The organism is Streptomyces sp. NPDC104313 (genome assembly GCF_055583985.1).
The window spans coordinates 13,523-27,373 of the sequence record NZ_JBVJMW010000019.1 but is presented as its reverse complement, the minus strand read 5'-3'; the positions used below and the strand labels follow the sequence as shown (position 1 = coordinate 27,373).

12 protein-coding genes and 3 pseudogenes are annotated in these 13,851 nt (G+C 71.0%); 11 read left to right on the top strand and 4 right to left on the bottom strand.

The window, feature by feature from the left end:
• Window positions 1-21 precede the first annotated feature (21 nt).
• Window positions 22-1,023: a DUF6745 domain-containing protein gene (locus ACZ60Q_RS31770; RefSeq protein WP_469641016.1), complete on the top strand. Its 1,002-nt coding sequence runs from the start codon at window positions 22-24 to the stop codon at window positions 1,021-1,023.
• A gap of 195 nt (window positions 1,024-1,218) precedes the next feature.
• Here ACZ60Q_RS31770 and ACZ60Q_RS31765 read toward each other — a convergent pair.
• Window positions 1,219-1,335: pseudogene (locus ACZ60Q_RS31765) on the bottom strand (TetR family transcriptional regulator); the annotation flags it as partial.
• Between the two features lie 112 nt (window positions 1,336-1,447).
• Here ACZ60Q_RS31765 and ACZ60Q_RS31760 point away from each other — a divergent pair.
• Together ACZ60Q_RS31760 and ACZ60Q_RS31755 are read left to right on the top strand one after the other, a co-directional pair.
• A complete protein-coding gene (locus tag ACZ60Q_RS31760) occupies window positions 1,448-1,888 on the top strand; it encodes a PPOX class F420-dependent oxidoreductase (protein WP_469641015.1) in 441 nt (146 codons plus the stop codon).
• Window positions 1,889-1,990: 102 nt separating this feature from the next.
• Entirely contained in the window at window positions 1,991-3,190 is a 1,200-nt protein-coding gene (locus ACZ60Q_RS31755; RefSeq protein ID WP_469641014.1) for an MBL fold metallo-hydrolase, read from the top strand.
• A gap of 797 nt (window positions 3,191-3,987) precedes the next feature.
• On the opposite strand, the gene ACZ60Q_RS31750 is transcribed toward ACZ60Q_RS31755, so the two are convergent.
• The gene (locus ACZ60Q_RS31750; RefSeq protein WP_469641013.1) at window positions 3,988-4,467 is read right to left on the bottom strand and encodes an HIT family protein; all 480 of its coding nucleotides are present in this window, start codon (window positions 4,465-4,467) and stop codon (window positions 3,988-3,990) included.
• 519 nt (window positions 4,468-4,986) lie between these two features.
• The gene (locus ACZ60Q_RS31745) at window positions 4,987-5,391 is read right to left on the bottom strand and encodes a MerR family transcriptional regulator (protein WP_469641096.1); all 405 of its coding nucleotides are present in this window, start codon (window positions 5,389-5,391) and stop codon (window positions 4,987-4,989) included.
• A 116-nt stretch (window positions 5,392-5,507) separates the two neighbouring features.
• On the opposite strand from ACZ60Q_RS31745, the gene ACZ60Q_RS31740 reads away from it, so the two are divergent.
• From ACZ60Q_RS31740 to ACZ60Q_RS31715, 6 genes and pseudogenes are all read left to right on the top strand, one after another.
• Entirely contained in the window at window positions 5,508-6,218 is a 711-nt protein-coding gene (locus ACZ60Q_RS31740; RefSeq protein ID WP_469641012.1) for an SDR family oxidoreductase, read from the top strand.
• Window positions 6,215-6,388: pseudogene (locus tag ACZ60Q_RS31735) on the top strand (helix-turn-helix domain-containing protein); the annotation flags it as partial. The gene ACZ60Q_RS31740 and the pseudogene ACZ60Q_RS31735, both read left to right, overlap by 4 nt.
• A 258-nt stretch (window positions 6,389-6,646) precedes the next feature.
• Entirely contained in the window at window positions 6,647-7,120 is a 474-nt protein-coding gene (locus tag ACZ60Q_RS31730) for a hypothetical protein (RefSeq protein ID WP_469641095.1), read from the top strand.
• A 150-nt stretch (window positions 7,121-7,270) separates the two neighbouring features.
• Complete coding sequence (locus ACZ60Q_RS31725) at window positions 7,271-7,699, top strand: pyridoxamine 5'-phosphate oxidase family protein (protein WP_469641011.1); 429 nt, start codon at window positions 7,271-7,273, stop codon at window positions 7,697-7,699.
• A gap of 91 nt (window positions 7,700-7,790) precedes the next feature.
• Entirely contained in the window at window positions 7,791-8,723 is a 933-nt protein-coding gene (locus tag ACZ60Q_RS31720) for an oxidoreductase (RefSeq protein ID WP_469641010.1), read from the top strand.
• Between the two features lie 74 nt (window positions 8,724-8,797).
• Window positions 8,798-9,274 (top strand): annotated as a pseudogene (locus tag ACZ60Q_RS31715) (nuclear transport factor 2 family protein); the annotation flags it as partial.
• Window positions 9,275-9,409: 135 nt separating this feature from the next.
• Here ACZ60Q_RS31715 and ACZ60Q_RS31710 read toward each other — a convergent pair.
• The gene (locus ACZ60Q_RS31710) at window positions 9,410-10,855 is read right to left on the bottom strand and encodes a glyceraldehyde-3-phosphate dehydrogenase (RefSeq protein ID WP_469641009.1); all 1,446 of its coding nucleotides are present in this window, start codon (window positions 10,853-10,855) and stop codon (window positions 9,410-9,412) included.
• A gap of 423 nt (window positions 10,856-11,278) precedes the next feature.
• Between ACZ60Q_RS31710 and ACZ60Q_RS31705 the strand changes: the two genes are divergently transcribed.
• Window positions 11,279-13,420 (top strand): ATP-binding protein, encoded by a 2,142-nt coding sequence (locus tag ACZ60Q_RS31705; protein ID WP_469641008.1) that lies wholly within the window; start codon window positions 11,279-11,281, stop codon window positions 13,418-13,420.
• Window positions 13,417-13,851 (top strand): roadblock/LC7 domain-containing protein, encoded by a 435-nt coding sequence (locus ACZ60Q_RS31700; RefSeq protein ID WP_469641007.1) that lies wholly within the window; start codon window positions 13,417-13,419, stop codon window positions 13,849-13,851. Before ACZ60Q_RS31705 ends, ACZ60Q_RS31700 begins: the two co-directional genes overlap by 4 nt.

The window sequence follows — 13,851 nt, the reverse complement described above, 5'->3', positions numbered from 1 at the left end:
AGCAGAGGACGGGGACAACCGATGCAGAACGTGAATTCCTGGCGGAGCGTGGCGGCGGCGACCGGCCGGGCGGACCGGGCGGCGGCCGAGGCCGGCGTGCGGCTCGCCTATCGCACCGCCGGCCTGGCCGAGCCGGACCGGATCATCTGGGCCGCATCGCCCCGGGCCGCCGTCGAAATGGTGGAGAAGCTGGCCGACGCCGGACGGTCGGTGCGCGAGGAGATCCGCACCCGCCCGTGGGCCGATGAGCGCCGCCGGATGTACGACGAGCTGGGCCCGGCCGGCTGGTCGGCGCTCTGGTCCGCCACCGGAGCCCAGCTCTGGGAAACCACGGGCGCACTCGCCGAGCGCATACGGACCGGTGTCGTCGCCGGCCTGGCGCCCCGGCCGGAGGACGAGGGGGCCGTCCGGCTGGTGCTCCTGGACGCCGTGCTCGGCCAGCACGACGCCGCCTGGCTTGCCGCCTTCGACGGGCGGGGCGACCGGCTGACGGGCCTCGCGGAGGTGGCCCGCAACGCCGGCTGGTGGTGGCCCTACGAACACGCCGTCGTCATCAGCGAGCGGCCCGACGTCCTCCACCGTGACGAGGCGGGTCGGCTCGACCACGGCGAGGGACCGGCCCTCGCCTACGGGGACGGATTCGCTCTCCACGCCTGGCGCGGTATGCCCGTTCCCGCCGCGTTCCTGGCCGAGCTGTCCTCCCTCACGCCCGAGCGGATACGCGCCGAGGAGAACGCGGAGCTGCGCCGCGTGATGCTGGAGTACTACGGCTACGACCGGTATCTCACCGAGTCGGGCGCCGAACCCGTCCACCGCGACGAGACGGGCATCCTCTGGCGCATCGCACTCGAAGGCGACGAGGACGTGGTGATGGTCGAGGTGGTCAATTCCACCCCCGAGCCGGATGGCACGTACCGCACCTACTGGCTGCGCGTACCGCCCGCCACCCGGACCGCGAAGGACGGGGTCGCCTGGACGTTCGGACTGGAGGGAGCGGTCTACGCACCGGTGCGCCAGACCTGACCCGAGGAGCCGGGGCAGAGGACCGGGCCGAGCAGCGGAGACCGAGGGACCGGGGGCCGGGGAGGGGTCGGCCGGGGCGACAACGGCGCGGCCGGTGCGCCGGGCGTTCGGGCGCGGACCTCAGCCGGTGGCGGAAGGGCCCGTTCCGTGGGGATCGGCGGCCGGCGAACCGGTCAGGTCCGCCAGGTCGATGCCCACCGAGGCCACATCGGCGATCCGCACGGAAGAGACCCCACGGGCCTCGATCTGCCCGACCGCCGCGCGCAGCAGCTCCTCACGCCGCTCCGCCACGTTCAACCGGACTCTGGCCACCGGGCCACCCCAGCCAATACGCCAGGTCAGCGACGGTGGGACGGCATCCGACGGAGGTAGGGCGGATGCCGCGCACCGGAATCCTCCGGACCGTCCGGACGTTGCATCCTGCATGACGCGAATCGAACCGGCACAGGAAGCACTGCTCCGTCTCTTCGGCGAGCACGACGGTGGAGTTCTGGTCACTCTGAAACAGGACGGACGCCCTCAGCTGTCCAACGTCAATCACGCCTTCTACCCCGAGGAGAGGGTGGTCCGCGTCTCGATCACCGAGGACCGCGCCAAGACCCGTAACCTGCGGCGCGACCCCCGGGCGAGCTATCACGTCACCAGTGACGACCGCTGGGCCTGGACCGTCGCCGACGGAACCGCCGAACTGACCCCGCCCGCCGCGGCGCCGGACGACGCCGCGGTGGAGGCGCTGATCACGCTCTACCGGGACGTCAGGGGCGAGCACCCCGACTGGGACGACTACCGGCGGGCCATGGTCGAGGACCGCAGGGTGCTGCTCACTCTGCGCATCGACCACGTCTACGGGCAACCGCGTGGCTGAAACAGCCGCCGGCCGTACCGGTTGCCCCGTTCAGCATCTTCTGGTCGCCCTGTCGTACAGGCCGACCATAATGAGACGACACCGACTCCCTCAGGAGATGTTGTGACCGGCGCTGACTACTTGCTTCCGTTCCGCACGAAACTGCGCTCGATGCGCACCGAGTCCTTCGGGGCCGATCCGGCCGGAGCGCGGATGGAGCGCATCCGCCGCTCGCCTCATTTCGTCGACGGAGCGTTCCAGAACCCGGTGGGGGCCCGGACCAGGCCCTCCGGATCCACCGTCGAATTCGCCAAGATCTACTTCCACAAGGAGCAGCGGGTCCGCAGAACGCCGACGGGCACTGTGCCCGTCCACGCCACGACCCTCGCCGATCTGGCGGCGCCCTCCGCCACCGGGCTCCGGTTGACCTGGATGGGCCATTCCAGTGTGCTGGCGGAGATCGACGGACGGCGGATCCTGTTCGACCCGGTCTGGGGCGAGCGCTGTTCCCCGTTCCCCTTCGCCGGGCCCAAGCGCCTGCACCCCACTCCGCTGCCGCTGGCCGCGCTCGGACCCGTCGACGTGGTCGTCATCTCCCACGACCACTACGACCACCTCGACCTGCCGACGATCCGCGCCCTGGCCGGTACCGACACGGTCTTCGCCGTGCCGCTCGGGGTCGGAGCCCATCTGGAGCGCTGGGGCGTCCCCGCGAGCCGGATGCACGAGCTCGACTGGAACGAGACCGCGACCGTCGCCGGAATCAGCCTCACCGCCACCCCCGCCCGCCACTTCTGCGGTCGCGGGCTGCGCAACCAACAGCACACCCTCTGGGCGTCGTGGGTCGTCACCGGCCCGGAGCACCGGGTCTACCACAGCGGGGACACCGGCTATTTCCCCGGTTTCCGGGACATCGGGGCCGAGCACGGGCCCTTCGACGCCACCATGATCCAGATCGGCGCCTACTCGGAGTACTGGCCGGACATCCACATGACCCCCGCCGAAGGCATGCGCGCCCACCTGGACCTCCAGGGCGGCCGCCCGCACGGTGTGCTGTTGCCGATCCACTGGGGCACCTTCAATCTGGCGCCGCACGCCTGGGCGGAGCCGGGCGAGTGGACGAAGGACGCCGGTGAGGAGGCCGGGCAGTCGGTGGCGTTCCCCCGGCCGGGCGAGCCGTTCGAGCCGGCGGGGAAGCTGCCGGCCGCGCCATGGTGGCGCGATGTGTCCTATCCGATGGCGCACCCGTGGCGGCGCCCGCAGGGTGCTGAGAGCGTGGCCGAGACGAGCAGGGGGGATATGGACCTCGCGGGTGAGCGGTGATGTCGGTCGGGGTGGTCGGGTGGTCGGGGACGAGCTCGGCCACCTCTCGTTGATATCGGCCGACGGCGAGAGCCGGTCGAGGTGAGGAAGACCGCACCGGCGGCAACCGAAACGACGTCCCCCAACTGCTCCCGCTGGTCCGAGCCGTCCCGCCGGCTCCACATCGCCCAGAGCCCTGGACGACCGCTACGAGACCGCCGCTGCGGCCACACCGCGCGTGCTCTGTACGAGCGCCCGGGCCCGCTGCACCTCGTCGGCGTCCTGGCAGCGAGTGACCGATTCGGAGGTCGGTGTCCGGGGCGGGCGCCACCATCCCGAGGCATGAGCAGAGTGGTCTGCGACCGTCCGTGCGCCGTTCGGGGGACGGACGGCATCCCCCCCCAGCGTTCCTCGGAGTCCTCGTCGCTCCACGGGCCGCTGAGGCAGTCCCGGGTGGTCACGGGTCCACGGGGCCGGCGGCGCAGGGGAGTACTCGCGTCGGCTTCGCCTCAGCGAGAGGGCGGGTCAACAGGAGGCCGAGCACGTGGCGGGCATCGTCGCGGCGGGCGGGATCGTGGGCCAGAACCGCGACGGCGGTGGCCAGGAGCAGAACCCAGTGCGTCCAGCTCCAGGTCGACCAAGGCACGGGCCGCGCGCCGCAAGGAGAACGACGCGCCTTCTGAAGCAGGACAACAGCCGGCGAACCGCCGCGCTCGCACCCAGCCGAGAACAGCGAGAGCGCCAGGAGCGCACCGCGCCTCGTCTCCACCAACAGGGAGGGATCCCCTGGGCGACCAGGACCCATGATCACTCAGCCGTCAGTGCACCGAGCGCAGTCGATCCAATTCTCCGCCTATCGCTTCGCGCATCAGGTCGTGCTGGGAGCCCAGCGCGAACTGCCCGTCGCTCCATCTGTCTCGGGGGTAGAGCCACACCGGCATACCCACCAGGCGGGACGGCTCCCACTGGAATCGCGGCCACACATGCGCATGCAGAAACCCGTCGGTGTTGCCCAGGATTTCCAGGTTGACCCGACGGAAGGCAGGGTCCAGACGGCGGCAGGCCCGCTCGACTGCTTCCCCGAGCCGGTCCATATCGGACAGGAATGCCAGCCGCTTGTCCCTGGGAAGGTCCGACAGTCTCCCTACCTCCGGATCATCCACCAGGAGCACCGAGTAGCCCGGCAGGAACTGCACATCACCGATCACCGCGAACCCCGCGTCCAAGCGCCGCAGCACCGTGGGGTTCTCACCTCGCAGTGCACTACCGATCCGATCTGTTTGCCAGTCATTGAGCATGGCCAGAACCTATCCGGCCGCGACCAGGCGATCGAGGACCTGTACGGGGCGGACACGTCCTTCGGTTCTGTCCTGCGGGGAGCGCTGACCGGATACGCGGCGAAGCGGCCCGCCCACGCCGCTCACCGCTGAAGGCCACCGCCGGGCCGCTCTTCCGGCCCTTGTCATGACCGTAGAAGCTGCCGCGACGGCAACTTCAAGCGCTGCGGCGAACAGCAGGGATCCGATGGGGAGGGCGGCACCGATCGGATGGTTCAGGTTGTAGACGTATCGACTTTGTTCCCAGTTGGAGCGGACTATCGGCTCGTCGCCATGGTCCTTGCTCATGTCCGGGAACCAAAGCGGTCGGCGCCGAAAGCCCTTCGGGGGTTGATGTGGTGTCAGGGTGTGTGCGGGGATCGGCTTGGGGGAGGTAGGGGCCGCAGGCGGCTCAGGTCGGTGAAGCGGCCAAGCCGTGGTCGTGCCGTCTTCGGCGGTACGGGTCAGAATCCTCGGGCTTCAACCTGAGGAGCACGTGAATCAACGGGGGCAGGGCCGGCCCGCGTTCCTGGCCGTGGCAGCCGTGGCAGCCGTGGCAGCCGTGGCAGCCGTGGCAGCCGTGGTGATGATGGCGTCGAGCCGGTCCCGGGTCTTCACCAGCGTGCTGACCTGGGCGTCGATGCGGCCCCGTTCGGCCGACAACCGGTCGAGCATCGCGGGGGTCACGTCACCTGTCTCGACGCACGGCAGCAGTTCCACGATCGCCCTGCTCGGCACCCCTGCGGCGTACAGCTGCTGAATCAGCTGGACGCGGTCGACCGCGCTGTCCTGGTACTGCCGCTGGCCGCTGGGGCTGCGTACCGAGGCCAGCAGATTCTGCTCTTCGTAGTAGCGCAGTGCCCGCACGCTCACGCCCGCCCTGGTGGCCAGCTCGCCGATGCGCATCAACGCCTCCTCCGTGACCTGGATCACGTTCCTTGCCTCTCACGTCAACGTCAGGTTTTAGCTTAGGCCGTGAACAGCCCGGACAGGAATCACCCCACCACTGCCAGGAGACCTCCATGAAGATCAACGGTTCCGTCGCCCTCGTCACCGGCGCCAACCGCGGCATCGGCAGGCACTTCGCCCAACAACTCCTGCAGCGGGGCGCCACCAAGGTCTACGCGACCGCGCGCACCCCCCAGCTCGTCAACCTCCCTGGTCTGGAGGTGCTGAGGCTCGACATCACCGATCCGGAGTCGGTCGCCGAAGCGGCGGGCGCAGCCTCGGACGTCACTCTCCTGATCAACAATGCCGGCGTCTTCACCCAGCAGAACCTCGTCACCGGGGACCCCGAGAAGATCCGGCTGGAGATGGACACCAACTACTTCGGCACCCTCAACGTGGTCCGGGCGTTCGCCCCCGTCCTGGCCGCCAACGGCGGCGGGGCGATTCTCAACGTCCTGTCGGCGATGTCCTGGCTCTCCTACGACGGGGCCAACGCCTACAGCGCGTCGAAGGCGGCGGCGTGGAGCCTCACCAACGGCATCCGCCTCGAACTCGCGGGCCAGGGGACCACGGTGACAGGTCTGCACCTGGCCAGCACCGACACGGACATGATGGCCGGGTGGGACGTGGAGAAGAACGACCCCGCCGACGTCGTACGCGCCGCCCTCGACGGCATCGAGGCCGGGAGGATGGAGATCCTCGCCGACGACAACTCCGTCCAGCTCAAGGCCGCCCTGTCCGTCGACCCGAGCGTGCTCTATCCGCAGACGGTTCCCGCCGCCTGACCGTTCAGCGGTCGCCTGACTGTCAGGGCACCGGGCTGCACCTGGACACGGTGCGCACCTGGCGGGGCCGCTTCGCCGACGGCGGCCTGCCGGCCCTGGCCGACCGCAAGCGAAGCGGGCGACCTGTCCGCTTCACCCCCGTGCGGGTCGCCGAGGTCAAGGCCCTGGCCTGCCGGCTCCCGGGCCGAGACCGGGGTCCCGCTCTCCGACCTGGACGATCTGCTGGCCCGGCTCGACCGGCACACGCTCACCGATCGCTGCCAAGAACCCTCCGTCGCCCTGGCTGCCTGATCAACCCCGAAGGACTTCCGGCACCGACCACTGAAGACTGTCCGGCGAGGCCGGGGGCAGTGATGAAGGTTTCGACATGCTCCCGACACCGCCCGCGACGCAACGATCGGCGGCCGGTGAGCGTCTCATCGGGTGTGATGGATCTTCCTGAGACCAGCAACCCCGTCGACGCCCAGGACGAGCACGAGTACGAGCGAGTGCGGTCCGGCCCACTGTGGCGCCATGCGCTGTGGATGGCGCTCGTCACCGCCGCCGGGCTGACGCTCGGGTGGCTGGGCGCCCTGTTCCGCATCGGCCCGGAGGAGTACGGCCTGCCGCCCGCTGCTCCGGGAGCGCTCTGGCCCTATCTGCTCGCCTGGGCCGTGATCGGCCTGGTGCTGGGCGCCATCCTGCGGTATGTGGCGGCCAAGGTGCCGGTCTACTCGCCGTCGGAGGTCCTCCTCGGCACTGTCATGATCGGCACCCGGTTGTCCCTCGGCTGGCGGCCGGAGCCCCTCGAAGTCGCGGGCCTGGCCGCGGTCGCGCTGTTCCTGGTGGCTCTCTGGTGCGGTGTCGCTCTGCGCGGGGCAGCCGTCGTACGACGGCCCCGGGGCGCTTCCGACGTGGCCTAGGTGTACTGACCTGTGAGGTCGGGGACGCGGCTGGCGGGTGGCTGGCCTTTGAGCGACACGCCGCGCGCTCCGGTGCCGGTGATGGGAGACAAGCCCGGAGCCCGGTGCACACTGGAACAGTCCCCGAATCGCCGTACGAAGGAGCGTGCAGTGGCACTCACCCGTGAAGAGCGCGAACAATTCCTCGCCGAACCCCACGTCGCAGCCCTGGCCGTCGTGTCGCGGGACAGTGACCGGGCCCCGCTCAACGTTCCCATCTGGTACCAGTACGCGCCGGGCGGCGACGTGCGTATCCTCACCGGCCGCACCTCCCGAAAGGCCGAACTGATCGGTGCGGCGGGCCGGTTCACGCTTCTGGTCGACCGGCTGGAGCCGACCGTCCGCTATGTGTCCGTCGAGGGGCCCGTCGTCGACACCCGCCCCGCCGTGCGCGCGGACCTGGAGGAGGTGTCGGCGCGCTACCTTCCGGCCGAGAAGGTCGCCGGTTACGTGGACTTCGCCTGGGAGAACCACGGCGAGCAGGTGGTGATCACCCTGCGCCCCGAGCGCTGGGTCAGCTCGGACCTCGGCCAGGTCTGAACCTCGGCCGTGCGGCCCGTGCACGTGGGGGCTCCCGGCGGACGGGGCCTTCCACGTGTGCCGACGCCGACACGCGGGGGAGGTGTACCCCATGCGTTCCTGGACCCTCGAGGACATGCCCTACCTCGGCGGTACCACCGCCGTGGTCACCGGTGCCAACAGTGGCATCGGCGCGGTGACCGTCCTCGTGCTGGCCCGCTCGGGCGCCCGTACCCTTCTCGCCTGCCGAGATCAGGAGCGCGGCCGATGTGCCGTGGAGGCGGTCCGTCGAAGCGCCCCGGGCTCGGACGTGCGGCTCGCCCGCCTCGATCTGGCGGATCTGAGGAGCGTGGCCGAGGCGGCGGAGGCCATCGCCAAGGAGGCGGACGGGCGGCTCGACCCGCTGGTGAACAACGCCGGAGTGATGGCCCTGCCGCCACTTCGTACGGCGGACGGCTTCGAGATGCAGTTCGGCACCGACCACGTGGGGCACTTCGCCCTGACGCTCCGGCTGCTACCGGTCCTCGGAGTCGAGGGTCCGGCACGCGTGGCGACTCTCTCCTCGCTCGGCCACCGTATCGGCCGGATCGCTCTCGACGACCTCAACGTCGAGCGTTCGTACAGCAAGTCGCGGGCCTACGGACAGTCCAAGCTCGCCAACCTGCTGTTCACGAACGAGCTGGACCGGCGGGCCCGTGCGACCGGTCGTGACGTGGTCGCGCTGGCGGCCCATCCCGGGCTGTCCGCCACGGAGTTGGGCCAGGCCGGGCCGCTTCCGGCCGGGCGGAACCGGGCCGCGAAGCTGGAGAGGATCTCGGGCCTTTACACCCAGCCGGCCTCGGCGGGAGCCCTGCCCGCCCTGAACGCGGCGACGCTGCCGGACGCCCCGGGGGCGGCGCCTACTACCGCCCCGCCCGCCGGGGCGAGACCCGGGGAGCCCCCGGCACCCGCCCGGAAGTCGCACCGTGCCCGGGACGCGTCCATGGCGCGGGCGTTGTGGGAGGAATCGGCCCGGCCGGCCGGACTGGACGCGGACGCCGTATGACGCTCACCCGGGCCGGTCCGGGGGGCATCGAAAACACGTCGTGCTTCCCCGAGGCGAGTTGGTAGGAAGTGGTGATGGAAACCAATGCGCTGGACCCCCTGGACCCTCTGGACGCCCTGGGCCGTCTGATCGCCGAGCGAGCCTGTGAGCGGCTGGTCATCGAGTTCGTCCGCACCCTCGATCTGGGCGAACCCGGTGACGTGGCCGAGCTGTTCACCCCCGACGGAGTGTGGGGATGGGCCGAGGGGGACCGGCGGATCGAGGGCCGCGACGCGCTGCGCACCTACTTCGGAGGCCGCCCCGCCAACCGCCTCTCGCGCCGCCTGTGCACCAACATCCTCGTGACCCTCAGGTCTGCTTCGACGGCGACCGCGAGCACGTACTTCACGACGTACCGCGTCGACGGTCACACCGGTGGCATGCTGTCGCCGCGCCTTCCCGTGCAGGTCGGGCACTACGAGGACACGTTCCGCAAGGCCGAGGGCCGGTGGCTTCTCGCCGAGCGGGCCCTGTTCCTCGACTTCGGAGGCCCGACCGAACGGCTGGGCCCGGGCGACCACCCCGCGCGAGGCGTAAAGCGCGAGGCGCTGAAGTCGGGGCCGCCCGGTGTGGCGAACGCCCGGTGCCCCTGCCCGGCCGAAGAATCTGCCGGGCAGGGGCGACGTACCGGACGAGCGTGCCGGGGGTCAGACCGCCGGAGCCGGGTAGGTCGGGTACTCCACCCCGGAGACATGCTGGACGACCCGGATGACCTGGCACGAGTAGCCGAACTCGTTGTCGTACCAGAGGTAGAGGATCGCGTTGTCGCCGTCGACCTTGGTGGCGCCCGCGTCGACGATCGAGGCGTGGCGCGAGCCGATGAAGTCGCTGGAGACGGCGTCGGGCGCGCTGATGAAGTCGATCTGACGCTTGAGCGGCGAGGCCAGCGACACGTTGCGGAGGTAGTCGAGGACCTCTTCCCGGGTGGTCTCGCGCTCCAGCCGCAGACTGAGGATCGCGATCGAGACGTCCGGTACCGGTACGCGGATGGAGCTGCCGGTGATCGGGGCGTGGAGGTCGGGCAGCGCTTTCGCCACGGCCGAGGCGGCACCGGTCTCGGTGATGACCATGTTGAGCGCCGCCGAACGGCCACGGCGGTCGGAGCTGTGGTAATTGTCCAGCAGGTTCTGGTCGTTGGTGTACGAGTGGACGGTCTCCACGTGCCCGCGCAGAACGCCGTACTCGTCCGCCATCGCCTTCAGCGGCGGGACGATCGCGTTGGTCGTGCAGGACGCGCAGGACAGGATCCGCTCGTCCGGCTTGACCGTGTCGTGGTTGACGCCGTGCACGATGTTGGGGACGTCGCCCTTGCCCGGTGCGGTCAGCACGACCTTGGCGATGCCCGCCCGGAGGTGCTTGGAGAGGCCCTCGCGGTCGCGCCACCGGCCGGTGTTGTCGATCAGGATGGCGTCCTTGATGCCGTACGCCGTGTAGTCGACCTCTCTCGGGTCGTCGGAGTAGATCACCTTGATCTCGTTGCCGTTGGCGATGATCTTGCTGTTCGCCTCGTCGACGGTGATCGTGCCCTGGAACTGGCCGTGGATCGAATCGCGCCGCAGCAGCGAGGCACGCTTGACGATGTCCTGGCCGGAGCCCTTGCGGACGACGATGGCCCGCAGTCGCAGGCCGTTGCCCGAGCCGGCCTTCTCGATGAGCAGGCGGGCCAGGAGCCGGCCGATGCGGCCGAAGCCGTAGAGCACCACGTCACGCGAGGCGCGGCGCTCGATCTTGTTGTCGCCCGTCGCGCCGGCGACGGCCTGCGCGGTGAACTCCTCGACGGAGAGTCCGCGCCCGTCGGCCCGGTACGTCGCGGCCAGCATGCCTATGTCGATCTGGGAGGGACCGAGGTCGAGCGTCGTCAGCGCCCGCAGGAACGGCATCGTCTCGGTGACGACGAGTTCCTCACCGGCGATCTGCCGGGCGAAACGGTGGGTCTTGAGGATGCTGACCACCGACTTGTTCACCAGGGAGCGGCTGTGCAGCAGGACGTTGACGTCCTGCTCGCGGTGCAGCTTCCCGATGATCGGGATCATCGACTCCGCGATCTCCTCGCGGTGCATCCAGTTGGTGAACGAGTCGTCATTGACAGTCACAAGTTTATCTTTCGAGCTAGGCGGCGCTCATATGGTAGCTGGCCGCGCCCTCGCCCCTTCGGGTGGTCCCCTGCCTGCGGGTGGACCCCGCGCCGGGGCTCCTTGTGCGGCCCCGGCAGGCCCGAAGTGTCCAGCATGTGGGCGGCCCGCAGGCGCCCTGGGGCGATTCGGGGTCAAGGCGGCGTAATCGGACGCGCGTGCGAGAGGTCATACCAGAGTGGGACGGATGGCGGGCAAGTTCGACAACTGCCCGTCGCGCATACGTCATTGACGACTACCGTGTGTGCCCGGTGATCAACGGTGGGCTCATAACGTTCGGGCCTGCCCGATCGATGACCCGCGCCTGACCGACCACCGTAGGGGCCACCGCATGGACGCCGGCACGACCGCCGATCCCCGGTGCCCTCTGTACCGAGGACGCTGATGTCTCAACTTCGCGCACCCGACGCGCGACCGGACCGCCGTGAAGGCGGGCGGCACGGCCGCCCCGGCACGCGCGCCCACTCGGCCACGAGCAGGCCGCGCGCCGCAGGGCCTCCAACCGACGCCCGCATACGCCCCCAGCTGTTGCGGACCGCACTGCTCCCGGCCATCGCCGCCGTGCTCAGCGGCGCCGCTGCCGTCATCTTCACCGTCCGCGCCGGAGCCGTCGCCGCCTCGCCCAGCCTCTGGGCGGCCCTCGGCGGATCCGGTGCACTCGCCGTCGCGGCCGTCGCCGCTGCCTACCTCGGCGCCAACCGCGTCGCGGGTCAGGTGCTCGACCGGGTCCTCGCGCTCCGGCGTGCCGGCGCCCAGGGCCAGGCCGAGCTGCAACGGGTGGTGGAACAGCTCCGCAACGGGGACGCCGTCACCGCCCTGCCGCCCGCGCAGCCCCCCGCACCCGGGGCCGATGCCTTCGACCTGCTCGGGCAGGAGATGGCGCGGGCCCAGGAAGCCGCCGTCGCCGCCGTCGTCCAGGCGTCCCAGCTCTTCAGCAGCACCGGCAACGAACAGAAGGTCGAGGTCTTCGTCAACCTCGCACGCCGGCTGCAATCCCTCGTCCACCGCGAGATCCAGATCCTCGACGAGCTGGAGAACGAGGTCGAGGACCCCGACCTCCTCAAGGGCCTCTTCCAGGTCGACCACCTCGCCACCCGGATCCGCCGCCACGCGGAGAACCTCGCCGTTCTCGGCGGGGCCGTCTCCCGGCGGCAGTGGAGCAACCCGGTCACCATGACCGAGGTGCTCCGCTCGGCCATCGCCGAGGTCGAGCAGTACCCCCGGGTCAAGCTGGTCCCGCCGATGGACGGCACCCTGCGCGGCCACGCCGTCGCCGACGTGATCCACCTGCTGGCCGAGCTGGTCGAGAACGCCACGGTGTTCTCCGCCCCGCACACCCAGGTGCTGCTGCGCGTCCAGCGCGTCACCGCCGGCCTCGCCCTGGAGGTGGAGGACCGCGGACTGGGGATGCCGGACCGCGAGCAGAGGCGGATGAACGCCCTGCTCTCCGACCCCGACCAGGTCAACGTCGCCCACCTGCTCCAGGACGGCCGGATCGGCCTGTTCGTCGTCTCGGCCCTGGCCCGCCGCCACGGCATCGCCGTCCGGCTGCAGAGCAACATCTACGGCGGTACGCAGGCGGTGCTGGTCCTTCCGCAGTCGCTGCTCGGGGCCGACCCCGACGCTCCGCAGCCGCCCGACGCCGTGCCCGTGCCGCCCCCCGGCGCCGTGCACCGGCCGCCCGTCGAGGCGGGGATCCCCGCCGCCCCGCCGCAGAGCGGTACGACCCGGCCGGCGGTTCCGGCCCAGGAGTCCTCGGACGGCTCGCACCAGGGGACCGGCCGCAGGCGCAACGGCAGCCCGCAGTCGTCGGCGGGCGATCACCGGCGGAACGGCGGCCCGCCACCGTCGGCGGGAGAGGCCCCGCCCCTCCCGCTGCGCGCCGAACGCATCGACCGCCCGATTCCGCACGCCTCCCCGCCCGAGCACGACGGCCGGCCCGCCCCGACTGCCGCCCACGAGTGCGACGACCGCCCCGATCCGTCCCGGTCCCGGCCCGAACTGCCCAAGCGGACGAACCAGGAGTCCCTCGTCCCGCAGCTGCGCGAAGCGCCCGCCCCGCGCGTCGAGGACGAGCATGCCCTGCACGATCCGGGTCTCATGGCGGCCTTCCGGCGCGGCGTCGATCTCGCCGAGGCCCAGACCGCCCAGGAGGAGAGCGCCGACGGCGGATACCGGGGCCCCGGCGGGACGGGGACCGGGGGGCAGACCGCCCTCGACGCCCCGCTGGAGTCCCTCTCGCCCCTTCCCGTACGCGGAGCCACCGCCACGCCCGACCTTCCCGGCCCGGCCGAGGCGTCGCGGCCGGACCAAGCGCTGCCCGCGACAGGCCTGCCCGTACCGGACAGCTACCCGCCCGACGCGTACCCGCACGACAGTCCCGCATACCAGCGCGGTACCTACGCCGAGAGCGCCCACGGCCGCGAACCGGGCGGGCCCGGAGCGTTCGCGGCCGACCCCTTCCTGCCGGGCCGGGTTGTCCCGGAACCCCGAAAAGACGCCACCTCCAAGGAGCAGACACCATGACGACCGAAATGCCGTCCGGTCAGGTCTCGGACCTGGACTGGCTGCTGAGCGGACTGGTCCAACGCGTGCCCTATGCACGCAGCGCGGTCCTGCTCTCCGCCGACGGGCTGGTGAAATCCGTGCACGGCCTGGACCACGACAGCGCCGACCACATGGCGGCCCTGGCCGCGGGCCTGTACTCGCTGGGCCGCAGTGCCGGGGCCCGCTTCGGCGACAACGGGGACGTACGGCAGGTGGTCGTCGAACTGGACTCCACGCTCCTGTTCGTCTCCACCGCCGGGTCCGGCACCTGTCTCGCCGTTCTCTCCGGGCGCGAGGCGGACGCCGCGGTGCTCGGCTACGAGATGGCGATGCTGGTCAAGAGCGTCCGCCCCTATCTGACGACCCCGCTGCGGCAGCCGGCCGGGGCGCCGTTCTCCGCGGGGCACTGA